The following is a 24,818-nucleotide window of genomic DNA, read 5'->3' as shown; positions in this document are numbered from 1 at the left end:
CTCGGGTTACTCCCCTTCTGATGCGGTGACGCTATCGCGCACGTTATCGCGCCGGGGCGAGGTTCCGAGTACCACCGCCACCGTCGTGCCGCTGGGGTGTCGCGGACTGATCTCTAGCCGGCCCCGGATACGTTCCGCCCTCTCTGCCATGATCGCAAGACCATACCTGCCATCGGGTCGCTGGTCAGTAATGCCCTGACCATCATCCGACACTTCAATCTGGGCGAATGGGGGATCGATGGTACAGGTGACCCACAAATTCGTCGCTCCGGCGTGCTTTCGGGCGTTTGTGATTGCCTCCTGTGCGATTCGCAGCAACTCCGCCTCGGTCGCGGCCGGCAGCCGGGCGGTCGACTCGTCGAGCGTGTAGTGCACCCGTAGACCGGCGGAGGCACCGACGGTGCGGGCGTACTCGGCGATGGCGGCGGCGAGCCCGCCGTGCCGGTCCACCTCGCTGCGCAGCTCGAAGAGGCTGAGTCGCAGCTCCGTGATGACCCGGGTCACCTCGGCGCGCAGGGTCCGCAGCTCCTCGGCCGTCTCGGTCGCACCCTCCGGCAGGGAGGCCAGGGCGTTGTCGATGCCGTACCCGACCATCACCAGCTCCTGGGCGACGCCGTCGTGGATCTCCCGGGCCAGCCGCTGCCGTTCCTCGTTGGTGGCGAGCGACCGTACCTCGTCGAAGAGGAGCGCGGCCTCGAGCCGGAGCGCGGCCGGCCGGGTGAGCGCGGTCACCCGGGCGACCACCGCCGGCGGGTAGGCGTTGGCGACGTCGGCCTCCAGGGTGACCAGCCCCACCGTCCGGACCCCGGCGACCAGCGGCACGACCAGCGCGGACACGTCGCCGCCGGGGTGCGAGCGGGCCTGTGACCGGTTGGCGGTCTGCGGCTGCTGGCTGGCCCAGGCGTCGGCGATCGCCGAATCGGCGTCCAGCGTCGTCTCCCAGTCGACCCGATCCACGCCGGCCTGGGCGAGGACCACCAGCCGTCCGCCGCCGCTGGCGGAGAGGACCGCCGCCCGGTCGGACGGCGCGACCGCGCGCAGCTCCTCCAGCAGGTGCTCGGAGATGCTGCCCGGGTCGAGGGTTGCCCCGGGTAGCTGCCGTGCGACGCTGCGCAACTGGGTCAGTAGCCGGGTCGCCTCCGCGTACGGCTGTGGCCGGCTCTCGCCCCGGGCCTGGACGATCCGTTGCAGCGTGCCGGCCGCGGAGATGCCGAGCCCGGCGAGGATCAGCCACTGGGCCGCCGACGCCAGGTAGCCGATCTGGGTGATCTGCCGGCCGCCGTCGCTGCTCGCGATGGTGCCGCCGACCGTGAGGGTCGCCGCGGCGACCGTGAGCAGGATGATCCCCTCTCGGGATCGGTTGTGCAGCGCCGCGGCGGTGAGCGGCACGGCGAGGTAGGGCAGGATCGCCGAGGCCGCGAGCCCGGGCATGGCGTCGTTGATGGTCGCCGCGGCGGCGACCTGGCCGGCGGCCAGTCCGACGATGACGACCTCGGCGAATCTCGCGAGCGGCGCCACCCGTCGGTGCCCGGGCGCGACCACCGCGGGGACGCTGGCGACGGCGAGCAGGGCGACCCAGCGGAGCTGCCCCAGGTCCCGGGTGGCGATCAGGGTGAGGACCGCGACCAGGGCGAGCATGACGAAGCGCGCCGCCGTCGCGAGCGGGTGCGGGGGAGGCGGACCGGAGGTCGAGGCGGGCACCTGACGGATCGTAGTCAGTCGCCGTATAGTGCGGCGATGTCGGCGGCGTATGTCTTTGCCACGACGTTGCGTTTGATCTTGAGCGATGGGGTCAGCTCGCCGTTCGCCTCGGTGAAGTCCCGGGGAAGGATCCGGAACCGCTTGATCGTCTCGGGCCGGCTGACCGCCCGGTTGGCCTCGTCCACCGCGGTCTGGATCTCGGCGCATAGCTCCGGGTCGTCGCGGAGCTGGGCGACCGGGGTGTCCTCCGGCCGGCCGTGCTCGCGCAGCCAGGTCGGCAACGCCTGCTCGTCGATGGTGATCAGCGCGGCGACGAACGGGCGGCGGTCGCCCACCACCATGCACTGGCTGACCAGCCGGTGCGCCCGGACCCGATCCTCCAGTACGGCGGGGGCGACGTTCTTGCCGCTCGCCGTAACGATGATCTCCTTCTTGCGCCCGGTGATCCGGAGGTACCCGTCGCCGTCCAACTCGCCGAGGTCGCCGCTGTGGAACCAGCCGTCCGGGGTGAGCACCTCGGCGGTCGCCTCCGGGTTGTTCCAGTACTCCCGGAACACCACGTCGCCCTTGATCAGGATCTCGCCGTCGTCGGCGATCCGGATGGTGATCCCGGGCAGCGGTCGGCCGACCGTGCCGATCCGGGTGGCCCCGGGCAGGTTCACCGCGACGGCCGGAGAGGTCTCGGTGAGGCCGTACCCCTCGTAGACCCTGACGCCGACGCCGCGGAAGAAGTGGCCGAGCCGCGCGCCGAGCGGCGCCCCGCCGGAGATCGCGTTCTCGCACCGCCCCCCGAGCGCAGCCCGCAGCTTGCGGTAGACCAGCCGGTCGAAGACCCAGTGCCGCAGCCGCAGCACCAGACCGGGTCCGGACGGGGTGTCCAGGGCCTGGCTGTACGCGATCGCCACCCGCTCGGCGGCGGCGAACGCCTTCGCCTTCCCCTCCTCGCTCGCCTTCTGGAGCGCCCCGGTGTAGACCTTCTCGAAGACCCGGGGTACCGAGAGCACGAAGGTGGGGCGGACCTCCTTCAGCTCGTTGACCAGGTTTTTCGGGTCGGCGGCGTGCACCACCGTGGCCCGGGCCTGCACCGTGCCGATCTGGATCAGCCGGGCGAACGAGTGGGCCAGCGGCAGGAAGAGCAGGGTCGATGCGCCCTCGTTGAAGAGGTTGGGCAGCACCGGGATCGCGTTGGAGATGTCGGAGAGCAGGTTGCGGTGGGTCAGCACGCATCCCTTGGGCCGGCCGGTGGTACCGCTGGTGTAGATGATCGTGGCGATGTCGTCGGCCCGGACCGCCCGGCGACGCAGGTCGACCTCGGCCGGGTCGATCTGTTCCCCGAGGGCGATAAGCTCGGCGACCCCGCCCTGGTCGATCTGCCAGAACCGTTCCAGCGCGGGCAACCGGTCACGGATCCCGGAGAGGATCTCGGCGTGGGCGGCCGTCTCCACGACGCACGCGACCGCCCCCGAGTCGGCGAGGATCCACGCGACCTGCTCCGCGCTGGAGGTCTCGTAGACCGGCACGGTGACCCCGCCGGCGGCCCAGATGGCGTAGTCGATCAGCGTCCACTCGTACCGGGTTCGGGCCATCAGCCCGACCCGGGAACCGGGGGTGATCCCGGCCGCGATCAGGCCGCGGGCCACCGCGACGACCTCGTCGCGGAACTGCCGGCAGGTGACCTCGACCCAGCCGTTCGCGCCGCCCTCCCCGGCGGTGCGACGGATGAACTGCACGCTCTCCGGCGCCTCCTCGGCGTTGCCCCAGACGGGGTCGGTGAGGTTGGCCGCGTCGCCGACGGTGGCCGCCGGCGGGACCGAGAACTCGCGCACCTGCACTCCCTCGGGCTCGTGTCGATCCGGTCTGCCCTCGACTGACCGGTCCGGTTACCTCCGCAACCTACCTGGCCGCCGGGTCTGTCCGCCCGAGCAGGCCCGCACCCGCCGGCCCGACGCCGGGGCGCCGGCGGCGGACCGGCGGGCGTACTGGCGGCGGACCGGCCGGCGGACCGGCGTGGGCGGCGAGGTGGGCGGCACGATCCGCGCCGCCGCGGGGTAGCCTGCCGGACATGGCGGATTCCTCCACCCAGTCGATCGTCATCGCCGCGCCGCCGGCCCAGGTGGCATCGGTGATCTGTGACTTTCCGCGGTACCCGGAGTGGGCCGGCGCCGTGAAGCGGGTCGAGGTGCTGGAGGAGTACGAGGACGGCTACGCCGCCCAGGTCCGGTTCGTGGTCGACGCCGGGGTGATGACCGACGAGTACACCCTCGCGTACGAGTACGCCGAGGACATCTCGCGGATCGAGTGGCACCTGGTCCAGCCGTCGCGGATGCAGCGGTCCCAGCGCGGGTCGTACGACGTCGAGGACAACGGGGACGGCACCTCGACCGTGACGTACACGCTGGAGGTCGAACTCTCCGTCGGCATGCTCGGGATGTTCCGGCGCAAGGCCGAGAAGATGATTATGGATGCGGCGTTGACGCAGCTGAAGCGGCGGGTGGAATCCGTGGATGGGGCGCGTTGACCCCACCGGTGGGCGCGGCGGGCGTGAAGGAGCCGATCATGGGAGAACACGGGACGTTCGGCGGCGCGACCGAGCCGGGGTCGGCGCGGGAGGAGGCGGAACGTCTCGTCGCCACCGTGTTCGCCATGGCCCAGTCCGCCGCCTCCGGGGCGCGGGCCGGCGCGTTCGGCCCGGTGGGCAACCTGATCTCCGACGTGCTCGACCACGTCGGGCGCCCGTCCGGCCGGGACGCGTCCGTCGGGCGTTCGGTGTCCGGGGATACCCCGGGCCCGGCCGCCTCGGGCGGTCCGGGGGCGGGCGCGGCCGGCCCCGACGGTGGCGGGTCGGCCGGTGGCGGGTCCACCTCCCACGGTGGTACGCCGACGGGCGCCGGGTTCGCCACGGGAACCGCGGAGTGCTGTATCTGCCCCGTCTGCCGCACGATCGCGGCGCTACGTGACCCGAGCCCCGACCTGGTCGAACGGCTGGCAACCGGCGCCGGGGACTTCGCCGCCGGGGTGGCCAGCCTGCTGCGGGCGTTCTCCGGGGTCGCCGGCGCCGCCCGCGACGCCGCCCCGGCCGACCTCACGCCCACCGGGAGCGCCGCCGATCCGACGTCCGGCCGGAGCGCGGCCGATCCGACGTCGGGGCGGAGCGCCGCCGACCGGGATCCCGGGCGGTTCGCGGGCGAGGGTTCCGCCGGTTCCGCCGCCCGGTTCGCCGAGGCGGCCGACCGGGCAGCGGGCACCCGATCGGACAGCGGCCCGACGGACCAGGGCCTCGCCGACGGACTCCCGAGCGAGGCCGGGGAAAGTCAGGCCGACCTGGTATGGCGGGAGGCCACCCGTACCGGGCATGATTCGTGGCCGGCAGCCGAGACGGACGTCTGGGCGGCGGCCACCCGGGCTGAGCCGGGGGCGGCGGTCAGCGACGACCCCGCCGATCCGGATCGGCCGACGTCGGACGGGCCGACGTCGGACGAACGGTCCTGCCGGACCGGATCGGGCGACTTCCGGGCCGGCGCGGGCGAGCGGCGGGCAGCGGTGCCCGCGTCGCGGACGCCAGAGGGAACGGTCGCCGGCCCGGCGGACCAGGTAGCGTCCGGCGGGGCGTGAGGCCGCGGCCGCCCCGCGGGGTGGTCGGCCGATCGCCAGCGTGGGCGGCCGGCGGCGACGGCGGCAGTGGCGGGTAAACGACCGCGGGCAGCGGTACGGCAGAGGGGAGCGGCAGCGGTGACGCTGACCATCGGAGTCGACGTCGGGGGTACGAAGGTGGCTGCCGGCGTCGTCGACGAGGCGGGCGAGGTCCGGGTGCGCGTGCGCCGCGACACCCCCGCCGACGACGTCGCCAAGACTCGGGATGTCATCGTCGAGGTGGTTGCCGAGCTGGCGGCCGAGCACGAGGTGACGGCGGTCGGGATCGGCGCGGCCGGGTGGATCGACGCCGCCCGCTCCACGGTGCTCTTCGCGCCCAACATCGCGTGGCGGGACGAGCCACTGCGTGACTACGTCAGCCACGCCGTCGGGCTGCCGGTGATCGTCGAGAACGACGCCAACGTGGCGGCCTGGGCCGAGTTCCGGTACGGCGCCGCTCGGGACGCGGAGAACTCGATGGTGTTGTTCACCATCGGCACCGGGGTCGGCGGCGGCATCGTGCTCGGCGGCGAACTGCTGCGCGGCGCCCACGGCATCGCCGGCGAGCTGGGGCACATGCTCTCGGTGCCGGAGGGGCACCTCTGTGGCTGCGGCCGGCTCGGCTGCATCGAGCAGTACGCCAGCGGCAACGCCCTGGTCCGGTTCGCCCGCGCGGGCGCCCGGCAGGAGCCGACCCGCGCCGCCATTCTGCTCGAGCTGGCCGACGGCGACGTCGACGCGGTCACCGGGCCGATGGTGACGGCGGCGGCCCGCTCCGGCGATCCCGTCTCCTGTGCGGCCTTCGCCCAGATCGGCCGGTGGCTCGGGATCGGGCTGGCCGACATGGCGCAGATCCTCGACCCGGAGGTCCTGGTGGTCGGCGGTGGCGTGGTGGAGGCGGGTGAGCTGCTGATGGGGCCGACCCGGCAGGCGTTCACCGAGGCGCTCGCGGCGCGCGCGGCGATCCCGGTGGCGGAGATCCGGCCGGCGGAGCTGGGCAACATCGCCGGGGTGGTCGGTGCGGCCGACCTGGCCCGGCGGCGCTAGCCGCCGCGGACGAGCGAGTGGAGGGGCGGTGACGGGTACGTCCGATGACGACACGTCGGCGGTACGCCTGCGGGTGCTCTCGTACAACGTGCACGGCCAGCGGGACGACGTCGACGCGCTGGCCGCCGCCGTCCGCGAGGTCGCGCCCGACGTGGTGATCGTGCAGGAGGGACCCCGGCGGTTCCGCTGGCGGTACCGGTGCGCGGCGCTGGCCCACCGGCTCGGGCTGGTGGTCGCCGCCGGTGGCCTGCCCGCGCTGGGCAACCTGCTGCTGACGAGCCTCCGGGTCCGGGTGTACCGCACCTGGTGCCGGCAGTATCCGTTGACTCCCGGGCGGCACCTGCGCGGCGCGGCCTTCGCCGAGTGTGCCGTCGGGCGGCGCCGGTTCACCCTGGCCGGTTCGCACCTCTCCACCGACCCGGCCGAGCGCCCCGGCCAGGCCGTCCTGTTCAAGCAGGAGCTGGCCAGCGCGCCCGAGCCGGTGGTGGTGGGGGCGGACCTGAACGAGGGCTCCGGCGGCGCCGCCTGGCGTACGGTCGCGGACGGCCTGACCGACGCCGCGGTGGCGGCCGGCGGCGCGGAGCGGCCCACCTTCTCCTGCGCCAACCCGCGCAACCGGATCGACGCGATCTTCGTGGACCCCCGGATCAGCGTGCTCCGCTACGAGGTGGTGGACACCGAGCAGACGCGTCGGGCCAGCGACCACTTCCCGATCATGGCCGACCTGCGCCTCTAACCCGGGCCTGCGTTCCGAGTCCCGGGGCGTCCCGAGCAGGGGAATCTATCGCCGCTGCCGGGCGAGCCACTCGTCGAAGGTGGTCGGTGCGATCCGGGCGTCCTTGCCGGGCAGCAGGGCGTTGCCAGCCATCTCCGGACCGAACACCGTCGACCAGGTCGGTACGAGCTTCACCTCCCGGCCGCGGGCCTGGTGGGTACGCCGGGCCATGTCCACCAGGTCCTGCGGTTCGGGACCGGCGATGTCGACGTAACGGCCCTGCGGCTGGCCAACCGCGATCTCGGCGAGGATGGCGGCCACGTCCTCGGGCGCGATGGGCTGCACGAGCAGCGGGGCGATGGTGGCGACGCCGTCCTGCTCGGTCCAGCCCGCCACCATCTCGGCGAAGTCGTGGAACTGGGTGGCCGGCACGATGGTCCACGGCACCGGCCCGGCGGCCACCAGGCGCTCCTGCTCCCGCTTGCCGACGTAGTGCGCGTTGCCCTCGACCCGGTCGACGCCGGCGATGGAGAGCAGGACGTGGTGGCGGACACCGGCCCGCTGCTCGGCGGCGAGCAGGTTGCGGGTCGTGGTGCCGAAGAACGCCACCGTCTCGGCCGGGTCGGACGCGGTGCAGTTGGTGACGTCGATGACCGCTTCGACCCCGGCCAGCGCGGCGTCGAGCCCCGTCCCGGTCAACAGGTCGATCCCGAGAGAACGGCTGATTCGCACCACGTCGTGGCCCCGGCTTCGAGGGCGGCGACGGTCAGGGTGCCGATGTTTCCGGTCGCGCCAGCAACAGCGACGCGCATGACGATCTCCTTCACGGCTGACTCTCACCAGTCGGCGGCACCGAATCACGGACAATATGGGTCCGCAATATCTCCGATAGACTGGCGATCGTGAAACTGCCTGTCAGCACGGAATGGGTGTTGCACTGCGCGACGACGCTGGCCCAGCTCGAACCGGGGGCCACCGCGTCGGCGACGCAGCTCGCGCAGTACTACGACCTGCCGGCGCCCTACCTCGCCAAGCAGCTACAGGCGCTGGTCCGGGCCGGCGTCCTGACCGCCTCGACAGGGCCCCGAGGCGGGTTTCGGCTCGCTCGCCCGCCCGGCGAGATCACTCTGCTCCAGATCGTCGAAGCCGTCGACGGGTACTCCTCGCCGTACGAGTGTCGCGAGATCCGCCAACAGGGCGCCGGCGCGCTGCCGCCCGAGGAGTGCCAGCGCACCTGCATCCTCGCGGAGAAGATGGCCGAGGCGCACGAGGCCTGGCGGCGCAGCCTCGCCGCCGTCTCGCTCACCGACATCATCGCCGAGTTGCCGTCGTGGGCGCCCGCCCGGACCCGATCCCGCATGCAGAGCGTCGCCGGGACCGCGGCCCGGAGCGGGCGTACCTGACGTCGCGGCGCGATTCGGCGCGGGGCGCCGGACGGGCCGCGGCCGACCCGGTCAGCCGGCCGCCGGCGGTAGGGGTACCGAGAAGGCCGCCCGGGGCGGGGTGGTGGTCCGGTCGACCGGGGCGGCGTTGACCACCGCGACCGATCCGAGGAGGCTCAGGATCGTCGGTCGACCGGGCGGGTGACGGTGGGCAGGTCGACGGCGACCTCGTGATGGGTGACGCGGTCGTCCCACCGGCTCAGGACGCGGCGGGCCGCCTCCTCGACCACGGCCCGCTCGGGGTCGTCGCCGGCGAACGCCCGCACGTCGTCCATGCCGCCAAAGTACGTGATCGAGGTGAACATGACCTCGTCGCCGTCGTCGCGGCGGAGCAGGTGGGCGCCGCGGAAGCCCGGAACCTGGTGGAGGTGCTCGGCCACCTCGGTCTCGTAGTGTCGCTGGTAGTCGTCGGCGGTGGCCGCCGGGGCCCAGCCCCGCCACGTCCGCGCGATCATTCGATACCTCGCCCCTTTCGGTTTCCGTGGCTGTGTCTCCAGCCGCCTGAGGATGGCCGTCGATCCTATTCGACCCGTCCCGCCGGTGGAGGTGGCTCGTGGTGCCGGCGAGCCTGTCGCTCACCGTGGCCGTGACCGGGACCCCGTCCCCACATCCCACCGGCGGGGTCCGGCTGCCGCGGCGGGTCCGGTCAGCCGGCTCTGGCCAGCAGGAACGCCTGGCCGTCCCGCTCCTGGCCCTGAGCGCACCGCACCACGCGGCACACCTCGCTCAGGCCGGCGGCCGTGAGCCGACCGGCGACCTCCTCGGCGGAGTAGGCGTAGCGCTCAAGGCGAATGTCGTGGCCGAACCGGCGGTAGGCTGGAGCGACGTCGCGGACGCCGTCGCCGGCCTGGAACCCGACGAGCAGGTGACCGCCGGGGCGGAGCACCCGTGCGGCCTCCGCGAAGATGCGTGCCTGACCGGCGGGCGGCGTGTGGATGATCGAGTACCACAGCAGGACGCCAGCGAACTGGTTGTCCCGGTAGGGCAGCTCGGTCACCGAGCCCACGGTGAACACCAGGTCCGGATGGTCGCGCCGCGCCATGGCGATCATCCCCGGCGACAGGTCCACCCCGGTCACCCGACAGCCGCGTTCGGTGAGGTAGCGGCTCAGCCGACCCGCCCCGCACCCGGCGTCGAGGACCCGTGGGTCGCCGGCCGCCGTCACCGCCTCGGCGAAGGTGTCCACCATGGCCAGGTCGAGTCGAGCCTCCCCGCGGGTGTCCGGGAAGTAGGCCGCGTAGTCCTGCGCCACGGTGTCGTAGGCACGTCGTACGCCACGGAAGTCGAGCAGTTCTGTGGGGGAGGAAGTCACGCGCCGCATCATCGTACCTGCACGCCGAGCGGGCGCAGCCAGGCGAGTCTCGCGCCGGCTCAGGTGGGGAGTGCCAGGTAGCCACGGGAGAACGCGGCGGCCACGGCGGCGGCCCGGTCGTTGACGCCGAGCTTCGCGTACACGTGCAGCAGGTGCGTCTTGACCGTCGCCTCGCTGATGAACAACTGCCGGGCGGCCTCGCGGTTGGTCGCACCCTGGGCGACCAGTCGCAGGACCTCCAGCTCGCGCTGGGACAGGGGCTCCGACGCCGGTTGCCGGATCTGGCCCATCAGCCGGCTCGCGACGGTGGGGGAGAGGACCGCCTGTCCCCGCGCGGCGGCCTCGACCGCGCGGAACAGCTCCTCCCGAGGCGCGTCCTTGAGCAGGTAGCCGATGGCGCCGGCCTCGATCGCGGGCAGGACGTCGCTGTCTGTGTCGTACGTGGTGAGCACCAGGACCCGGGCCGGCACCCCGCGGCTGGCCAGTTCCCTGATGGCGGTGACCCCGTCGGTCTTCGGCATCCGTAGGTCCATGAGGATGACGTCGGGCCGGAGTCGCTCCGCGGCGACGATGGCCTCCGCGCCGTCACCGGCCTCGCCGAGCACCGTGAAGCGCGGGTCGGCGCCGAACATGCCCCGCAACCCGTCCCGCACCACGGGGTGATCGTCGACGATCAACAGCGAGATCACTCCTTACCTCCCGGTGGGATGGCCGGTACGGTGGCCGAGATCGCCGTCCCCCCGCCCGGCTCGGACTCGATGTCCAACCGGCCGGTGAGGCGCTGCACCCGTTGCCGCATCCCGGCGAGCCCGAAGCCACCGTCCGGCGCGGAACCGTTGGCACGCCGTACGCCGGGCTCGAAGCCGACTCCGTCGTCGCGCACGTCGAGGGTCACCACGTCCTCCATGTACGACAGGGTCAGCCCGACCCGGCTGGCCCGCGCGTGCTTGGCCACGTTGGCGAGTGCCTCCTGCGCGATGCGCAGCAGCGTCACCTCGACGTCGGCGTGCATCGGTCGGGCGTTGCCGGTGGTGGTCAGCGTTACATCGATGTGGTTCACCTCCGCCCAGCGCCTGGCCACGTCGCTGATCGCGTCCGGAAGTCGGGCCTCGGCGAGCACCGCCGGCTCCACCGCGTGCACCGTCCGGCGGGCCTCGGCGAGGCTCTCCCGGACCAGCTGCATCGCGTTCGCCAGGTGCCGTCGTGATGTCGAGGGCTCGTCCAGCGTCTGCTCGGCGGCTTGGAGCTGGGTGAGGATGCCGGCGAGCCCCTGGGCGAGGGTGTCGTGGATCTCCCGGGCCATCCGCTGTCGCTCGTCGAGCATCCCGGCCTCGCGGGCCTGGACCAGCAGTTGGGCGTGCAGGCCGGCGTTCTCCTCCAGCGCGGCGGCCAGCTTGACGTTGGCGTCGTGCAGCTCGACGAGCGCCTGCTTCTGCCTGCGGTTGCGCTGGTCGGTCGTCTCGGCGAGGCGGAAGAACGTCCCGGCCAGCAGGACGCTGATCAGGCTGAGCGCGGTCCACTCCCACCACCCGCCGGCGGCGATCTGGGCCGCCCCGCCCAGGTACGCCACCGCCGAGATCGTCGCGGTGGCGGCAACGCCGGCGTAGCGCCAGTGTCCCAGCAGATACAGGAACGCCTGCGGGTATCCGATGAACGCGAAGATGCCATAGAAGGGCGCGACGGCCACCAGGCTGGCGGTCAGCGCCATCAGTCCGGTGTAGTACAGGCCCATCCGCGGACCGATGTGGTGCCAACGCGGGTTGAGCGTGTGGAACCAGAGCAACCAGAGCGTGATCGCGGTAGCGAGGCCGAGCGCGGCCGGTAGGTGTACCGGCATGCCCCACATCGGCTGAAGCAGGGTGCGCGATCGACAGCCGCTGCTGCTGCCCACCGGACAGCCGTCGGAACTGGGTGTCGAGCTTGTCGGCGAGGCGCAGGGCGTCGACCAGCTCCCGCCAGTCGGCCGGCTGTCGATAGAACGAGCTGTGCAGCCGCATCGCCTCGGCGACGGTGAGCTTGTCGGGCAGCTCGCTCTCCTGCAACTGCGCGCCGAGCACGTGCCGCAGCTCACCGGCTGGGTCGCGGTGTGGATCGATGCCGCAGACCCGGATGCTGCCCGCGTCCGGGGTGCGCAGCCCCTCGACACACTCGACGGTCGTGGTCTTGCCCGCCCCGTTGGGCCCCAGAATGCCGAAGATCTCGCCCTGTTCGACGGCGAAGCTGATTTCGTCCACCACGGTGCGGTCGCCGTAGCGCTTGACCAGGCCGGATAGTTCGATGATTGCCATATCCGGAAGCCTGCCGTCCGTGACCCGGAGTCGAATCGACCACGCGGCGATGGCCCGCGTCTGGTGCGGTGGGGTCGCCGATCAACCGATCGGTGGATAAGGCGACCTCGGCCCGAGGCCCGGCGTCGTGGCGCGGCCGGCGCACGGCAAGGCCGAGGAGACGATCCGGTGCGGCCACTGCGGCGAGACGGTTCGGTTCACCGTGCTCTGCGCCAGCCGGACCCGCCGGTGGCGGGCCTGGCTGTTCTGGGTCGGGGTTGCGCTGCTGGTCGCCGCCGTCGCACTCGGCTATGTCAGCTATCAGCAGGTCGGACATGCGGAGAGTCCGCTCTGGCCGCTGGTGTCGGCGGTCGTCGATGCGCTGCTCTGCTGCATGGGGATCGCCGGCGTGACAGCCGGCCTGGTCTTCCCCGGAATCCGATCCCCGAATCTCTGGACCGGCCAGCCGGCGCAGCCCGGGACCCACCTCGGGACGTACGACGCGCATCCCGGGCGGAGACGCCGCCGGCGCCAGCGGGTGGTGTCGCTCCACGAGCATCCGGCCGAGCCGCCAACCAGCGACGACTCGACCGCCACCCTCCGCTGAGGGGGCGAGCCCAGCCGAGGAGCCGGATCAGGCCGCTGGGGGCGGGGTCGTCGCTGAGCCGTATCTCGGCCGCTCATTGACGAATGATGCCGTTGTCCATGTCGTGGTGGCTCCACCACGTCGTTCCATGCCTGCGAAGTACGCCTGCGACGCGTGTCAGCAACAGCCAGTTGCTGTTGAGGACGAGCGCCGCGTCTTCCGGTCGTTCCGCCAGCACCCGGGCCACGGCTGCCAACATGTTCGGCTTCCCCTTTTCGGTTAGCGCCTCCTTATTCATGTGAAAGTTGATGTCGACGTAGGTTTCCGGCTCCCAGATTCACGGAGAGCCGCTGTCGTCCTCGGCTTCGTGGTAGCCGTTGCTGCCAGAGGTGATGTCGACGAGGTACCCGTACTCTTCGTAGAGCGGGGCGCTGAGCATCGGTTTGCCGGATCTGGTCGTGGTCCGCCTGGCGCCTGGAGCGACCAGCTCCGCCACCTGCTCCAGGGGGATCTCACCCGCCAGGGTCAACCGGTAATCTATGGACATCGTCGTAGCCTCTCTTCGGTCCGGTTAAACGATTTGTACTATCGTGCGGCCGCGTCTGACCGCCACCAGCTCCCGCAATCCCTCGATCGGCCAATCGGCGAACTACTTCGGCAGGGTGTCGACCTTCTCCATGGCCGTAGCGTGCCACGTGAATTCACTTAATTGAAGACGGTGAAGATCGTGCTGGCCAGCCTGCTGCGACGATCGTCGACCGTCTGTCGTCAATCAGTGGCTTCGCCGAAAACGTGATCAGCGCATTGACGGCGGGGTGGTCCCGGCGGTGGAGTCACGATGGCCGGGCGGCATCGCGGTACGCGGCCAGTGCGTCGAGGATCAGATCGAGGCCGAACTCGAACTGCCCGCCGAAGTGGTAACCGGGTTGCTGGATGTGTTGGGTGGCGAGTTCGACCAGGTGCGGGTACTGGCCCGCCGCGAAGGCATCCACGATCGAACCCGCGACCGAGGCGGCGGAGTCTCCGCTGTCGAACGGCAGTGATGCCTCCTGTAGCACGAAGCCGTAGACGTACGCGTCGATGATCGCGTACGCGCGGGCCGTCATCGGGAGCGAGAAGCCGCCGGCGCGCAGCACGCCCAGCACGGCATCGTGATGGCGCAGGGTGGCCGGCCCGGGGCTGGTCCGGGTCTCGACCAGGGCCAGTGCCCAGGGGTGCCGCGCGAGGACCGTACGGGCCGAGAGGCATCGTCGGCGCAGCTCGGCGCGCCAGTCGTTGCCCACCTGTGGCAGTTCGATCTCCGCGAAGACCCGGTCGACGAGGGCGTCGAGGAGTTCCTCCTTGTTGCGGATGTAGTGGTAGAGCGACATCGGCTTGGCGTTGAGCGCGGCGGCCAGTGACCGCATGGTCAACGCCGCCAGGCCGTGCGCGTCGGCGATGGCGACCGCCGCGCTCAGGACTCGCTCGCGACTCAGCTGTCGGGCTGGCTCGCTCACCGTCTGGTTCCCCATCTCCTCGCCATTCCGTTGACCGACGTCGTTGCCGAGCGTACCGTACTTAGTACGACGTACTAAGTACGAAACCCTGGGAGGCGACGATGTTCCTGCACTCGGCCGGCCGATGTGTCGGTGCGTTCTTCCTGCTGGCGATCGTCGCCTACGGCATCGGCAGCTCCCTGCCCGGACAGCTCGCCGGGACGGCGCTCGTCGTACTCAACTCCGTCCTGGTGGCGGCCATCGGCGCGCTGGTCTTTCTGGCGCTGCGGCGGAGTCATCCGGGGGTCGCCTGGACGTACCTTGTGGCCCGCGGCGCGGAGGCGTTGTTGCTCACCGTCGGGATCGTCCTGCTGGACCGGGTCGGGGTCGAGGCCGCCGACCTCGCGTACCAGATGGCCATGCTGTCGCTCGGCCTGGGCAGTCTGCCCCTCTGCCTGGCGGTCAGCCGGCTGCACTGGCTGCCGCGCTGGCTGGCGATCTGGGGATTCGCGGGATACGCGCTGCTGGCGGCGGGTTCGGCCGCCGAACTGCTGGGCGCCGGGGTCGGGCTCGTCCTGTCGATTCCGGGAGGACTGTTCGAGGTCGTCCTCGGCCTGCTGTTGCTCGTTCGCGGCGTCGCACCGGCCACCGGCGCGCGGCCGACCAACGCCGTGCGGCCGGACACCGCGCCCGATGCGGCGCTGCGCTGAGGAGATCAGCTCCCCGGTACGCGTCCAGTCCTCGGACGGGCCCCTACCGCACCGCGTTCAGCGGCTGAAGGGGCCCGTTCCCGCATCGGCGGGGTGACCGATCGCCCTACTCGTAGCCGGCCTCCGCGCAGACGTCCATCACCTGTCGGTGGGCGGCGAGCTTTTCGCGCAGGGCCCTCGTGAGGGCGAGGGTGTCGTCCACGTCATCGGTGCCCGCCCGCCTCTTGGCGTCGACCTCCTCCTGTACGTCCGCGTAGTGGTCCCAGGCGGCCGCTTCGTCGAGGATCGCCGACCTGATCTCGGGGCGGTTGGCCTTCGCGGCGGCCTCCCGGAAGTGCTCCGCCCACCTGCGATTCAGTTCAGGGCTGGTGGCCTCGCCGGTCGTGTCGGCCGGCGCCCCGCGGATCGCCTCCTCGCACCCGGCGGTCGGGTCGGCCGAGGCGAGGCCAGAGCTCGAATCATCGCGAAGAAGCAGATAGGCGCCCGCACCCAGGCAGGAGCAGAACAGGCACAGAACGACAACGCCGGCAATCACCAGGTAGTACCACTTCATGGACCAGCGCCGGCCGGTTGGCGACGACGACGGACCCGGCGGCGCAGGACCTGCCCACGCGGATCCTGACGGCGTCAGACCCGGCGGCGCGGATCCTGGCGGCGTGGGATCCGGTGCGGACGTGGGACCTGACGGTGGGGGTTCCGCGGCCGACGCCGGGCCTGGCGGCGTGGGATCCGGCGACGACGCGGGACCGGGTGGCGTGGGATCTGGCGACGGCGTGGGGTCTGGCGGCGGTGAGGATTCCACGCGTTCCCTTTCGGACGGTGAGCGAGCGACGGGGCAGAGTGTTGGTCGCGCCCGTCAGGGCCGGGCGAGGTTGGTGATGAAGGTTCGCCAGGCGGTTGGGGTGAAGGTCAGGGTGGGGCCGGTTGGGTTTTTGCTGTCGCGTACGCCGATCACGCCCGGTAGGTTGTCGGCGACCTCGACGCACGCGCCGCCGGTGCTGTTGCTGCGGCTGCTTGTGCGCCAGCGCGCGCCGGTCAGCTCCATGTTTGCGCCACCTCCGCGATCAGCTCGATCGACTGCTGGTGGGGCAGTGCCTCGCCCCGGATCGAGTCCGAGGCGTCGAGCATATGCCGCGTCTGCTCAAGATGGTCGATGGCAGAGCTTGCCGTTCACGATGCGGCCGATCGTGCCGCCCACACGTAGTTCCGAGGAGCCGACACGAATGAGGATCGGTGGCGACGCGGCGGCCCCGCGTCCCGGCGTACGTGCGGGAGGCGGGGCCGCGTCGCGTGTGCGGGTTGGGTCGCTGGGGTCAGGGCCGGCGGGCGAGGTTGGTGACGAAGGTTCGCCAGGCGGTTGGGGTGAAGGTCAGGGTGGGGCCGGTTGGGTCTTTGCTGTCGCGTACGCCGATCACGCCCGGTAGGTTGTCGGCGACCTCGACGCAGTCGCCGCCCGTGCTGTTGCTGCGGCTGCTCTTGCGCCAGCGCGCGCCGGTCAGCTCCATGTTTGCGCCACCTCCGCGATCAGCTCGATCGACCGTTGGTGAGGCAGTGCCTCGCCCCGGATCGAGTCCCAGACATCGAGCATATGCCGGACCTGCTCCGGATGATCGATGACTTTGCCATGAATGTGCCCCTCCAGATAGGCGACCGGCTCGCCGAGCGGGGGAGTGGCGCGGGTCAGGATCTCCTGCCGGTGCAGCCGGGTTGCCACCTGCTCCTCGGTCTCCTCGGAAGTGAGCAGCCCGCTGCTGGATAGAACGGCGCGGGCGTAGGGCTCGGTCTGGAGCAGCCCGGGAATGAACGTGGGTTGAAAGCAGCGTAGAGCCTTGGCCTCCTGCTCGATGCCGGCGAACTCCTGGAAGTAGCCGACCACGCTCTCCTGGCCGATCCGCCGCTGGATGCGTTCCAGCAGTCCGCCGGTGCCGAGGACGGCGTCGCAGCGGCGAGCGAGATCAAGACTGGGGCGGCGCTCGCACGTTTCCACTTTGGCGATCATCGCTGCCGAATAGTTGCACGCCTCGGCGAGTTCGGCCTGCGACATCTCGGCCCTGACGCGGGCGAGGCGTAACTCCTCGGCGAAGTGTTCGAGCATGGGCGGACGTTCCACGGACAACCTCCGGACAATTTCGGTGTCGATGTCGGACAGGGCTCCCACCGGCGCGACGAGCTGACATACGCACTGGTCGTACCCGGGTCAGCTCTCCCGAGGCTAGTCGCGTCCATAGCAGACTGTCATTAGCGGAACCGTTCGGCGCGGCGGCAAACACCCGGGCGGAACCGCGCGGGGAACCGCCCGACCCGACTTCCCCCTGGGGGCGGTTCCCCGCATCGAATAGCGAGCATCAATCGCCCCTCGCGCGCCGCAACTCTTCGGCATCGCGGCCGGTGCAGGCGTACCGGAAAAAGATCACGGGTAATCGCATGATCGAGAAAGGTGTGATCGACATGGAATGGTCATGGCGCCGATCGCGGCCGATCCGCTTCGCGCCCCGGCACCGCCGGGACTGGCGTCGACTCTGGCGGTACTGCCGGTGCGGGCTGCGCTGGCCCTGCCCCGACCGGTTCGCCTCCGACCTGGCGTCGGCGTACGTACCGCCGGCCCCGGCCGCCGTACCGGCCGGGCCGCGACCGTCGCCTCCGGCGGGCGAAACGATGCCGCGTGCGGCGAGCACGACCGGCGCCGAACGGTCGCCGCGACGGCCCCAGCCGGCCGGCGCCCCGCTGCGTAACCAGTCCGCAGGGTGGAATGCACCCACCGGATCCCACCTGGTCGGCCGGGCCGGGCGGCTCACCCCGGCCCAGGCGCAACGGGCCGGGCTCGGCGCCCGATGACCCAGCCGGCGGACGATCGTCCCACCGAGCCGGTGACCGGTGCGGCCACCCCGGCGCCCCGGTCACCCACCTCGGGCATCGAGCCGCACACGCCGCGCCGGCCGCTCTGGATCTGTCGTACCTGTGCCGTCGACTGGCCCTGCCTGGCCGCCCGTTCGCTGCTCGCCGTCGACTACGTGACCGACCCGGCCGGGCTGGCGGTCTATCTCGCCGCCCAGCTCCAACAGGCGTACGTCGATCTGGCCGCCCTCAACCCGGATCCCGGCCCGGACCCGGCGGCGCTCCAGGCGCGCTTCCTGGCCTGGGCACGTCCCCGGATCGCCGTCACCCGCGCCCGCCTCGACGGCCAGGCGGAACCACCCGAGTGAGCCAGCCGGGGCGGCTCGCGGAAGTTCGTGCTGGTGCTACACCCTGGCTCGGCGGAGACGTTCGGCTGCCTGCACCCGCAGCGCGTCGGCGCCCGCCGAGCCGCCACCGCACAGTGCCATCTCCCGAGCGTTGTACGCGGCCATCCACAGGCTGGCCGCCCACGCGACCTCCAGCTCCGCGGCCGTGAACACGCGTCCTCGACGGTCTTGATACGCCCTCAGAAACGCCTCGGAGCTGGCGATCGGTGCCAGCGTGGGCGGCCCGGAGCTGGCGAACGCCCCGCTCGCGGCTCCCACCAGCGCCGCCTCGGGCTGCCACGCCAGGCTGTCCCAGTCGTGCACCGCCCACACCTGCCCACCCCGCCACCGCAGGTTCTGCGCCTCGAAGTCGGCGTGCCCAAGCACGCCCGGCAGGTCGGCCGCCAGCAGCCGCTTTCTGGCCCGCTCGGCCGTCTCGACGATGTGGTCGGGTACGACGCTCTGGTCCCGGCGGTCGAGAAAGTCGATCATCGGCCACAGCCCGGCATCAGTGCGGTCCCACCGCACCCAGGGCGGGTTCGGCAGCGGCGGCGCGACGCTCACGTCGGCAAGCGCGGCCATCAGCCGGGCGAACACGGTTGCGCAGCGCTCGGCTATCTCCGGCGAGTCCCCGTGCAACACCTCGCCGTCGGGCCGGAACTCCTCGGCGTGCACCCCGAGCGTGCCGACGCTGATCACCGGCGTGAGCGGTCGGGCACACGGAAAACCCCGCTCGGCCAGCCAGGACTGCGCCGCGACGCATGACGCCGCCCGGCCCTCGTCGGGGCGCGCCTTGACCACGACGTCCCTGCCACCGACCAGCCGCAGACCGAACACCATCGAGACCTGGCGCGACTGGAACAGCACGTCCGCGGGCTCGTCGCCCAGATGCTCACGACACCAAGCCGGCAACCAGTCCGGCATCCCATCGAACCGCACCCTCAAGACGGTGCCACAGCCACCGACCGCGCCGGAGGCGTGATCATCTGCATGGCGATCATCGGACCTCCCTGCCGATCCCGCCGGTTACACACGCCATTGCACAGCCGCAGCCAGCACCGCAGCCCGTGCACCAGACAGTCAGCCGGCGCCGGAGAGGCGCAGCCGGGCCAGCGCGTCGGCGACCTCCCGGGCGTCCGGGTGATCCGGCCCGTAGAGCAGGCAGAGATCCTCGTGCACTGGCTGGAGTTCGGCGTACGCCTCGGCAGCCCGACCCTCGGTGAGCAGCAGCCAGCCGATGTCGCGGCGCTCGGGCACGTCCGGCCGCAGCTCGCGGACCGGTCGCGGCAGCTCCTCGACGTGCTGCCAGCAGCTAATATAGCATCGATGCTATGGCCTGGGGTGTGGTCGAGCTGGAACCGGAGGTAGAGAAGTGGCTGGAGAGCCTGCCGACGGATCTGTTCGCCCGCGTCGCCTTCTACATCGATCTGCTTGCCGAACAGGGACCGCTACTGGGCGAGCCCTACACGAAGCAGCTCGATCGAAAGCTCCGTGAGCTGCGGTTCCACCTGGGTCGCGAGTCGGTGAGGATCACCTACTGGATCGGGCCCGAGAGGAGGATCGTCCTCTTGACGGTCTTTACGAAGACGCGCATGCGCGACGAGCGGGAGATCGACCGGGCGCGCCGAGCGTTGGCACGGTGCATCGATGAAGCACACCAGGCTATGGATGAGGAGGGTTAGACCGATGGGCGAGGCTGGTGGCTGGGCCGCGATGCGCGAGCGACGTATGGCTGAGCCGGGAGCCAAGGAGGCGTACGAGGCGACGCGGCTGGCCTTCGAGCTCGGCCGCGCCGTGCGTGAGCTTCGCGAGCGCCGAGGTTGGAGCCAGAAACAGTTGGCGACGGCGTCCGGAATGACGCAGTCGGCCGTGGCCCGATTCGAGGCCGGCGGGACGGTCCCGACTCTGGCTGTGTTGGAGCGGCTGGCGACAGCACTGGATGTAAGTCTCAAAGTCGGGTTCGAGCCACGCGACGCCGCCGCATAACGGGCGCGGACGCGTGATGATGGCGCACACCGGCATTCTGGCCATGGCCCGACGTTTTGATAAAAGCTGACGACGCTCGACGCGGCGTGGGCCACCGAGGCCGAGCGTGGGCTGGAACCGGAGATTGACCGTGTGACTACGGTGGACTCGCTGGGCAGTCGCAACCAGGGAGGAACGCGTCGTGCGGTCACGGCTTTCGGTGATCGGGAAAGCGTCACTGCCCACCGCGTTCTCCCTGGTCACGGGCCTGCTCGTCGAGAACATGAACCTGTCCAGCCGATGGCTGTGGATCGTGGTCCCGGCGAGCGTCCTGCTCACCGTGGCCGTGGTCTGGGAGGAGACGCGGCGCGACAGGCGGCCACCCGCGCGCGCCGCCGACGTCGACCTGCCGGCCCTCGCCGACAGCCTGGCCGTGGCGGTGGCAGCCGAATGGGAGCGGCAACGGGCGGAGCACCGGTCGGGTGACCCGGTGCCGCTGCCGGTCTCCTGGCATCCGGCCGAGCCGCGCCTGGTCGACCAGCCGGCGAACGTCCGCGGAACGCGGGTGGGGACCCGCGCGACCCGGGTGAACCTGAGCGGCCGACTGGAGGAGATCGCGGAGGTCTACGCCCGGATACCGTCCGGGCGGCTGGTGATCCTCGGCAAGGCCGGGTCCGGCAAGAGCGTCCTCGCCGGTGAACTGCTCGGCCAGCTCCTCGACAGCCGCCAGCCCGGCGAACGGGTGCCGGTGCTGTTCGGCCTCCAGTCCTGGGATCCCGAGTCGAACCTGAAGACCTGGCTGGCCGACCAGCTCGCCCGGCGCAACCCGGCGCTGGCCCTCCCGTACGACGGCCCGCTGAACGGGCAGCTCACCCGGGCGGCGGCGCTGCTGGACGCCGGCCTGATCCTGCCGATCCTCGACGGCTTCGACGAGATCAACCCCGGGCTGCACAAGGCGGCGTTGCGGCAGCTCAACAAGGCGGCGAGGCTGCCCCTCGTCCTGACGAGTCGTCGCGACGAATACCGGCGCGCGGTGGAGCGGGCCGGCGTGCTCTCCCGCGCCGAGGGCGTCATGCTGCACGATCTCGACTTCGAGACCGTGGCCGAATACCTGCCCCGCACCACCAGCCGCCGGGCACCCGGCACCGACGACGGGGTGTGGCAACCGGTGCTCACCCGGCTACGCGAACGGCCCGACGACCCCGCGGCGGCGGTGCTCCGACAGGTCCTGCGAACGCCCCTGATGGTGTTCCTGGCCCGCGCCAGCTACTCCGACACGCCGGGCAACGATCCGGCCGAACTCCTCGACCAGGAGCGGTTCCCGACCCAGGAGGCGGTCGAGGAGCACCTGATCGCCGCGTACCTCCCCGCCGTCTACCAGCGGGAGCCGCCGCCGGGCGGCCGTACCTGGCGGCCCGACCAGGCGCGGACGTGGTTGGCCTGGCTCGCCGCCCACCTGGAGACGCAGGGCGCCGCCGACCTGACCTGGTGGCGGTTGCGCGACAGCGTCCCCCGGTCCGAGCGGCTCCGCTTCCTGACCTACGGGTGGCTCGGGGTCATGATCGTGGCCAGCGTGGTGACCGGGCTCGTGATCGAGAACATCGTGCTCGCGATCGGCTACCTGTACATCGGCGGGAACGTACTCCTCCTCAGCGAGCGGCGCTGGATCCGGAACGCGGCACCCGACCCGCAGCCCAGACGGGTCCGGCCCACGGCCCGCGAACTGCTCTCCGCGCTGTCGTACGGGGTCATGGCCGGGATCCCGGCGGGACTGGTCATGTCCGCCATGGCCGCCGACCCGGTGATCGGCAGCGTGATCGGGGTCGCGGTCGGGACCGCCGTGACGCTCGGGGTCGCGGTCGGCGTCTCCCGCCCGTTCGACCAGACCTGGGCGGTCAGTGTCGCCGACTCCCTGTCCGCCGACCGGACCCACACCCTTCGCCGGATGCTCGTGGGCGGGGCCGGCATCATGGTCGCCAGCGGGATCGTCTTCGGTGTGGCTTTCCGGTACGGCCTGGTCGCCGGTGTGGTGGCGGGTCTGATGACCGGGCTCGTGATCGCTCCCGCGATGCTGCTGCCCTTCGCGTGGGGCCAGTGGCTGCTGGTGGTGAGGCTGTACCTGGCGGTCACCCGTCGGCTGCCCTGGCGCTGCGTCGCGTTCCTGCGCGACGCCCACCAGCGCGGCATCCTGCGTCAGGCGGGTGCGGTCTATCAGTTCCGGCACCGCCGGCTGCAAACCTACCTGGCGCAGCAGCACGCTTCGTCGCGAGCGGCGTCGACACCCTGATCGCCCACCCGGCCGGCGTGAGGTGCGGTGCCAGGGGTTGCCCGTCGGCGTCAGACCGAGGTCGCCGTACCGGAGGACGTCGACCCGACCGGAAGCGCTGCGCGGCGGGCTGGACAAAAGGTGACGAGAGCCGGGAGGATTCCCCCCGCACGTCGGCACCGGTGCCGGACAGAAGGAGACTTCTCGGTGTCCACCCATAGCGAGCAGGAGAGCCTCGAACCGGCCGCGACCCTGTGGCGAGACGGGCGTCCGGTCTACGACCGCGGCGACACGATCTGCGTGATCGGCGCCGGGGCCAGCGGCCTTGCCGCGATCAAGAATCTGAAGGAGTACGGCTTCGGCGTCGACTGCTACGAGCGGGAGACCGGGGTCGGCGGGGCGTGGAACTGGCGCCACGACCGCAGCCCGGTCTACGCCAGCACCCACCTCGTCTCGTCCCGGCCGTTGACCGAGTTCCCCGACTTCCCGATGCCGGACACCTGGCCGGACTACCCGCACCACAGCCTGCTGCTGTCCTATCTGGAGCGGTACGCCGACCACTTCGACCTGCGCCCGCACATCTGGTTCGGCACCGAGGTGGTCCGGGTCGAACCCGCCGACGGTGAGCGGTGGGACGTCACCACCCGTAGCACCGGCGGCTACGGCGCGGAACGGACCTCCCGGTACGCGGCGGTCGTGGTGGCCAACGGACACAACTGGGCCCCGAAGATGCCGGCCTACGAGGGCCTGGACGAGTTCCGGGGCCAGGTGATCCACGCCTCGGCGTACAAGGACGCCACCCAGGTGCGCGGCAAGCGGGTGCTGGTGGTCGGCGCCGGCAACTCCGGCTGCGACATCGCGGTCGAGGCCGGCCAGCAGGCGGCCCGCTGCTGGCACTCGATCCGCCGCGGCTACTGGTACCTCCCCAAGTACGCCTTCGGCCGCCCCGCCGACCAGGTGGGGCACGCGGCCGCGGCGCTCCGGCTGCCGCTGTGGCTGCGGCAGTGGCTGTTCCACCGGGCCCTGAAGCTGACCGTGGGTGACCTGACCCGGTTCGGGTTGCCCCGGCCCGATCACCGGGTCTACGAGACCCATCCGATCGTGAACAGCCAGCTCGTGCACTACATCGGGCACGGCGCCATCACCCCGGTGCCGGACGTCGCCCGCTTCACCCGGACCGGAGTGGTCCTGACCGACGGGCGCGAGATCGAGCCCGACCTCGTCGTGCTGGCGACCGGCTACCTGCCGCGCTTCGAGTTCCTCGCCCCGGAGATCCTCGGTACGGACGCGGCCGGCCGGCCCTCGCTGCACCTCAACATGTTTCCCCGACGCCATCCGACGCTGGCCGTCGCCGGCCTGTTGCAGCCGGACGCGGGTCTCTTCCCGCTGGTGCACTGGCAGGCGGTGATGATCGCCCGGTGGCTGCGGCTGCGCGAGCTCGCCCCGGAGCGGGCCCGGTCCTTCGCCGCCCGGATCGCCGCCGACACCGGCGAGCGGTGGAACTCCGCCAAGGTGAAGGAGAGCACCCGGCACTGGTTCGAGGTCGGGCACGTCGAGTACCTGCGCGCGGTGCAGCGCACCCTGGACGAGCTGGAGGTGGCGGCGTGAGCGGACGGAGTGGACGGACCCGAATCATCCGTACCCCGGAGTGGACCCGCCCGGTGCCGGCCGTACGCCGTGAGGTCCTCACCGCGAGCCCGGAGGCGGACGAGGGCAAGCCGCCGCTGCTCTTCGTACCCGGGTTCGGTCACGGGGCCTGGGCCTTCGCGGAGAACTGGCTCGACCACGCGGCGTCGCGGGCCTTCCCGGCGTACGCGGTCAGCCTGCGCGGCCACGGCGGCAGCGGGGCGGCCCCGACGGCGACGCTGCGGGCGTACGCCCATGACGTGGTCCAGGTGGCGGTGAGCCTGCCCCGGCAGGCGGTGCTGGTCGGGCACGGTGCCGGCGCGCTGGTGGTGGCGTACGCGCTCGCCCGCTATCCGGCGCGGGCCGGGGTGCTGGTGGCGCCGGTCTTCGGCGGCTGGGGCACGTTCGGTGCGGCGCTGCGCCGCAACCCGGCCGGTACGGTGCCGGCGGTCGTCGGCGGGGCGTTGCGGCTGCGCCGTCGGCAACTGTTCAGCCGCGAGCTGCCGGACGCGGTGGCCCAGACGTACACCGAGCGGCTTGGCCGGGCGTCGACCCGGGCGCAGTGGCAGCTGCTGATCCACCGGGCGCCGGAGCCGCCGGTCGGCAAACCGCCGATCCTGGTGGTGGGCAGCCCGGACGACCGGGTGGTGCCGGCCTCGGCGCTGACCCGGACGGCGCGACGGTACGGCGTGGCGCCGCTGCTCTTTCCCGGCATGGGGCACGACCTGATGCTCGATGCCCGGTGGCGGGAGCCGATCGACGCGATCCTGGACTGGCTGGACAAGGACCTGGTCGGCTAGCCCGCGCCGCGACCTGTGTTAGGAAGGGCCCCTTCTTCTACCAAAAGCGATAGGA

At 71.8% G+C, this 24,818-nt stretch carries 26 protein-coding genes and 4 pseudogenes; 14 read left to right on the top strand and 16 right to left on the bottom strand.

What is annotated here, in order from left to right; all coding sequences use genetic code 11:
• Nucleotides 1-6 precede the first annotated feature (6 nt).
• Together EF879_RS17170 and EF879_RS17165 are read right to left on the bottom strand one after the other, a co-directional pair.
• Nucleotides 7-1,701: a GAF domain-containing sensor histidine kinase gene (locus tag EF879_RS17170; RefSeq protein ID WP_123559771.1), complete on the bottom strand. Its 1,695-nt coding sequence runs from the start codon at nt 1,699-1,701 to the stop codon at nt 7-9.
• Between the two features lie 14 nt (nt 1,702-1,715).
• Complete coding sequence (locus EF879_RS17165; RefSeq protein ID WP_123560021.1) at nt 1,716-3,527, bottom strand: long-chain fatty acid--CoA ligase; 1,812 nt, start codon at nt 3,525-3,527, stop codon at nt 1,716-1,718.
• A gap of 236 nt (nt 3,528-3,763) precedes the next feature.
• Here EF879_RS17165 and EF879_RS17160 point away from each other — a divergent pair, with 236 nt between their 5' ends.
• The 4 genes and pseudogenes from EF879_RS17160 to EF879_RS17145 all read left to right on the top strand — a co-directional run bounded on the left by EF879_RS17160 (nt 3,764) and on the right by EF879_RS17145 (nt 7,114).
• Nucleotides 3,764-4,219, top strand: a complete 456-nt coding sequence (locus EF879_RS17160; protein WP_123559769.1) for an SRPBCC family protein — start codon at nt 3,764-3,766, stop codon at nt 4,217-4,219.
• A 38-nt stretch (nt 4,220-4,257) separates the two neighbouring features.
• Nucleotides 4,258-4,860, top strand: a pseudogene (locus EF879_RS28840) (hypothetical protein); the annotation flags it as partial.
• A gap of 570 nt (nt 4,861-5,430) precedes the next feature.
• The gene (locus EF879_RS17150; protein WP_123559767.1) at nt 5,431-6,378 is read left to right on the top strand and encodes an ROK family glucokinase; all 948 of its coding nucleotides are present in this window, start codon (nt 5,431-5,433) and stop codon (nt 6,376-6,378) included.
• Between the two features lie 28 nt (nt 6,379-6,406).
• The gene (locus tag EF879_RS17145) at nt 6,407-7,114 is read left to right on the top strand and encodes an endonuclease/exonuclease/phosphatase family protein (RefSeq protein ID WP_123559765.1); all 708 of its coding nucleotides are present in this window, start codon (nt 6,407-6,409) and stop codon (nt 7,112-7,114) included.
• 45 nt (nt 7,115-7,159) lie between these two features.
• Here the strand turns inward: EF879_RS17145 and EF879_RS17140 are convergent.
• Nucleotides 7,160-7,905 (bottom strand): annotated as a pseudogene (locus EF879_RS17140) (SDR family oxidoreductase).
• A 90-nt stretch (nt 7,906-7,995) separates the two neighbouring features.
• Between EF879_RS17140 and EF879_RS17135 the strand changes: the two are divergent.
• The gene (locus EF879_RS17135; RefSeq protein WP_123559763.1) at nt 7,996-8,496 is read left to right on the top strand and encodes an Rrf2 family transcriptional regulator; all 501 of its coding nucleotides are present in this window, start codon (nt 7,996-7,998) and stop codon (nt 8,494-8,496) included.
• 155 nt (nt 8,497-8,651) lie between these two features.
• On the opposite strand, the gene EF879_RS17130 is transcribed toward EF879_RS17135, so the two are convergent.
• From EF879_RS17130 to EF879_RS17110, 5 genes and pseudogenes are all read right to left on the bottom strand, one after another.
• Nucleotides 8,652-8,990 carry an antibiotic biosynthesis monooxygenase gene (locus EF879_RS17130; protein WP_123559762.1) on the bottom strand — a complete coding sequence of 113 codons (339 nt, stop codon included), beginning with the start codon at nt 8,988-8,990 and terminating at the stop codon, nt 8,652-8,654.
• Between the two features lie 191 nt (nt 8,991-9,181).
• Complete coding sequence (locus EF879_RS17125) at nt 9,182-9,847, bottom strand: class I SAM-dependent methyltransferase (protein WP_233604529.1); 666 nt, start codon at nt 9,845-9,847, stop codon at nt 9,182-9,184.
• Nucleotides 9,848-9,906: 59 nt separating this feature from the next.
• Nucleotides 9,907-10,536 (bottom strand): response regulator transcription factor, encoded by a 630-nt coding sequence (locus tag EF879_RS17120; protein ID WP_123559758.1) that lies wholly within the window; start codon nt 10,534-10,536, stop codon nt 9,907-9,909.
• Nucleotides 10,533-11,684 carry a sensor histidine kinase gene (locus EF879_RS17115; RefSeq protein ID WP_233604528.1) on the bottom strand — a complete coding sequence of 384 codons (1,152 nt, stop codon included), beginning with the start codon at nt 11,682-11,684 and terminating at the stop codon, nt 10,533-10,535. Before EF879_RS17115 ends, EF879_RS17120 begins: the two co-directional genes overlap by 4 nt.
• 25 nt (nt 11,685-11,709) lie before the next feature.
• A pseudogene (locus EF879_RS17110) lies at nt 11,710-12,135 on the bottom strand (ATP-binding cassette domain-containing protein); the annotation flags it as partial.
• Nucleotides 12,136-12,262: 127 nt separating this feature from the next.
• On the opposite strand from EF879_RS17110, the gene EF879_RS17105 reads away from it, so the two are divergent.
• The gene (locus EF879_RS17105; RefSeq protein WP_123559754.1) at nt 12,263-12,721 is read left to right on the top strand and encodes a hypothetical protein; all 459 of its coding nucleotides are present in this window, start codon (nt 12,263-12,265) and stop codon (nt 12,719-12,721) included.
• Nucleotides 12,722-12,794: 73 nt separating this feature from the next.
• Here the strand turns inward: EF879_RS17105 and EF879_RS17100 are convergent.
• Together EF879_RS17100 and EF879_RS17095 are read right to left on the bottom strand one after the other, a co-directional pair.
• A pseudogene (locus EF879_RS17100) lies at nt 12,795-13,247 on the bottom strand (SitI3 family protein).
• Nucleotides 13,248-13,533: 286 nt separating this feature from the next.
• A complete protein-coding gene (locus EF879_RS17095) occupies nt 13,534-14,196 on the bottom strand; it encodes a TetR/AcrR family transcriptional regulator (RefSeq protein WP_233604527.1) in 663 nt (220 codons plus the stop codon).
• A gap of 101 nt (nt 14,197-14,297) precedes the next feature.
• Between EF879_RS17095 and EF879_RS17090 the strand changes: the two genes are divergently transcribed.
• A complete protein-coding gene (locus tag EF879_RS17090; protein ID WP_123559750.1) occupies nt 14,298-14,885 on the top strand; it encodes a DUF4386 family protein in 588 nt (195 codons plus the stop codon).
• Between the two features lie 106 nt (nt 14,886-14,991).
• Here EF879_RS17090 and EF879_RS17085 read toward each other — a convergent pair whose 3' ends face one another.
• The 4 genes from EF879_RS17085 to EF879_RS17070 all read right to left on the bottom strand — a co-directional run bounded on the left by EF879_RS17085 (nt 14,992) and on the right by EF879_RS17070 (nt 16,980).
• Entirely contained in the window at nt 14,992-15,438 is a 447-nt protein-coding gene (locus EF879_RS17085; protein WP_123559748.1) for a hypothetical protein, read from the bottom strand.
• A gap of 303 nt (nt 15,439-15,741) precedes the next feature.
• A complete protein-coding gene (locus tag EF879_RS17080) occupies nt 15,742-15,930 on the bottom strand; it encodes a DUF397 domain-containing protein (RefSeq protein WP_123559746.1) in 189 nt (62 codons plus the stop codon).
• A gap of 268 nt (nt 15,931-16,198) precedes the next feature.
• The gene (locus EF879_RS17075) at nt 16,199-16,390 is read right to left on the bottom strand and encodes a DUF397 domain-containing protein (RefSeq protein WP_123559744.1); all 192 of its coding nucleotides are present in this window, start codon (nt 16,388-16,390) and stop codon (nt 16,199-16,201) included.
• Nucleotides 16,381-16,980 carry a Scr1 family TA system antitoxin-like transcriptional regulator gene (locus tag EF879_RS17070; RefSeq protein ID WP_199736473.1) on the bottom strand — a complete coding sequence of 200 codons (600 nt, stop codon included), beginning with the start codon at nt 16,978-16,980 and terminating at the stop codon, nt 16,381-16,383. The genes EF879_RS17075 and EF879_RS17070 overlap by 10 nt, the downstream gene beginning before the upstream one ends.
• A 329-nt stretch (nt 16,981-17,309) precedes the next feature.
• Here EF879_RS17070 and EF879_RS17065 point away from each other — a divergent pair, with 329 nt between their 5' ends.
• Together EF879_RS17065 and EF879_RS17060 are read left to right on the top strand one after the other, a co-directional pair.
• On the top strand, nt 17,310-17,720 hold the full coding sequence (locus EF879_RS17065) for a hypothetical protein (RefSeq protein ID WP_123559742.1): 411 nt from the start codon (nt 17,310-17,312) through the stop codon (nt 17,718-17,720).
• Nucleotides 17,717-18,088 carry a hypothetical protein gene (locus tag EF879_RS17060; RefSeq protein WP_233604526.1) on the top strand — a complete coding sequence of 124 codons (372 nt, stop codon included), beginning with the start codon at nt 17,717-17,719 and terminating at the stop codon, nt 18,086-18,088. Before EF879_RS17065 ends, EF879_RS17060 begins: the two co-directional genes overlap by 4 nt.
• Nucleotides 18,089-18,124: 36 nt before the next feature.
• Here the strand turns inward: EF879_RS17060 and EF879_RS17055 are convergent, their stop codons facing one another.
• Together EF879_RS17055 and EF879_RS27280 are read right to left on the bottom strand one after the other, a co-directional pair.
• Nucleotides 18,125-19,045, bottom strand: a complete 921-nt coding sequence (locus EF879_RS17055) for a phosphotransferase (protein WP_233604525.1) — start codon at nt 19,043-19,045, stop codon at nt 18,125-18,127.
• A gap of 141 nt (nt 19,046-19,186) precedes the next feature.
• Nucleotides 19,187-19,363, bottom strand: a complete 177-nt coding sequence (locus EF879_RS27280; RefSeq protein WP_158624192.1) for a hypothetical protein — start codon at nt 19,361-19,363, stop codon at nt 19,187-19,189.
• Between the two features lie 74 nt (nt 19,364-19,437).
• Between EF879_RS27280 and EF879_RS17050 the strand changes: the two genes are divergently transcribed.
• From EF879_RS17050 to EF879_RS17030, 5 genes are all read left to right on the top strand, one after another.
• Complete coding sequence (locus tag EF879_RS17050; RefSeq protein ID WP_123559738.1) at nt 19,438-19,788, top strand: type II toxin-antitoxin system RelE/ParE family toxin; 351 nt, start codon at nt 19,438-19,440, stop codon at nt 19,786-19,788.
• 4 nt (nt 19,789-19,792) lie between these two features.
• Nucleotides 19,793-20,092, top strand: a complete 300-nt coding sequence (locus tag EF879_RS17045; RefSeq protein ID WP_123560015.1) for a helix-turn-helix transcriptional regulator — start codon at nt 19,793-19,795, stop codon at nt 20,090-20,092.
• A 181-nt stretch (nt 20,093-20,273) separates the two neighbouring features.
• Nucleotides 20,274-22,358 (top strand): NACHT domain-containing protein, encoded by a 2,085-nt coding sequence (locus EF879_RS17040; protein ID WP_148086467.1) that lies wholly within the window; start codon nt 20,274-20,276, stop codon nt 22,356-22,358.
• 186 nt (nt 22,359-22,544) lie between these two features.
• The gene (locus tag EF879_RS17035) at nt 22,545-23,945 is read left to right on the top strand and encodes an NAD(P)/FAD-dependent oxidoreductase (protein WP_123559734.1); all 1,401 of its coding nucleotides are present in this window, start codon (nt 22,545-22,547) and stop codon (nt 23,943-23,945) included.
• Entirely contained in the window at nt 23,942-24,763 is an 822-nt protein-coding gene (locus EF879_RS17030; protein WP_123559732.1) for an alpha/beta hydrolase, read from the top strand. The genes EF879_RS17035 and EF879_RS17030 overlap by 4 nt, the downstream gene beginning before the upstream one ends.
• Nucleotides 24,764-24,818 lie beyond the last annotated feature (55 nt).

This window comes from Micromonospora sp. HM5-17, assembly GCF_003762835.1.
In the GTDB taxonomy this organism is placed as follows: Bacteria; Actinomycetota; Actinomycetes; order Mycobacteriales; family Micromonosporaceae; genus Plantactinospora.
The sequence above is the reverse complement of the archived record's forward strand: the minus strand, read 5'-3'. Positions and strand labels throughout refer to the sequence as shown.

Bases quoted from the DNA above. Each gene is read 5' to 3' on its own strand.
- EF879_RS17045 (WP_123560015.1), top strand. From the start codon at position 19,793: ATGGGCGAGGCTGGTGGCTGGGCCGCGATGCGCGAGCGACGTATGGCT.
- EF879_RS17080 (WP_123559746.1), bottom strand. From the start codon at position 15,930: ATGGAGCTGACCGGCGCGCGCTGGCGCACAAGCAGCCGCAGCAACAGC.
- EF879_RS17085 (WP_123559748.1), bottom strand. From the start codon at position 15,438: ATGAAGTGGTACTACCTGGTGATTGCCGGCGTTGTCGTTCTGTGCCTG.
- EF879_RS17065 (WP_123559742.1), top strand. From the start codon at position 17,310: ATGATCGAGAAAGGTGTGATCGACATGGAATGGTCATGGCGCCGATCG.
- EF879_RS17060 (WP_233604526.1), top strand. From the start codon at position 17,717: ATGACCCAGCCGGCGGACGATCGTCCCACCGAGCCGGTGACCGGTGCG.
- EF879_RS17130 (WP_123559762.1), bottom strand. From the start codon at position 8,990: ATGATCGCGCGGACGTGGCGGGGCTGGGCCCCGGCGGCCACCGCCGAC.
- EF879_RS17070 (WP_199736473.1), bottom strand. From the start codon at position 16,980: ATGCTCGAACACTTCGCCGAGGAGTTACGCCTCGCCCGCGTCAGGGCC.
- EF879_RS17075 (WP_123559744.1), bottom strand. From the start codon at position 16,390: ATGGAGCTGACCGGCGCGCGCTGGCGCAAGAGCAGCCGCAGCAACAGC.
- EF879_RS17090 (WP_123559750.1), top strand. From the start codon at position 14,298: ATGTTCCTGCACTCGGCCGGCCGATGTGTCGGTGCGTTCTTCCTGCTG.
- EF879_RS17160 (WP_123559769.1), top strand. From the start codon at position 3,764: ATGGCGGATTCCTCCACCCAGTCGATCGTCATCGCCGCGCCGCCGGCC.
- EF879_RS17050 (WP_123559738.1), top strand. From the start codon at position 19,438: ATGGCCTGGGGTGTGGTCGAGCTGGAACCGGAGGTAGAGAAGTGGCTG.
- EF879_RS17115 (WP_233604528.1), bottom strand. From the start codon at position 11,684: ATGCCGGTACACCTACCGGCCGCGCTCGGCCTCGCTACCGCGATCACG.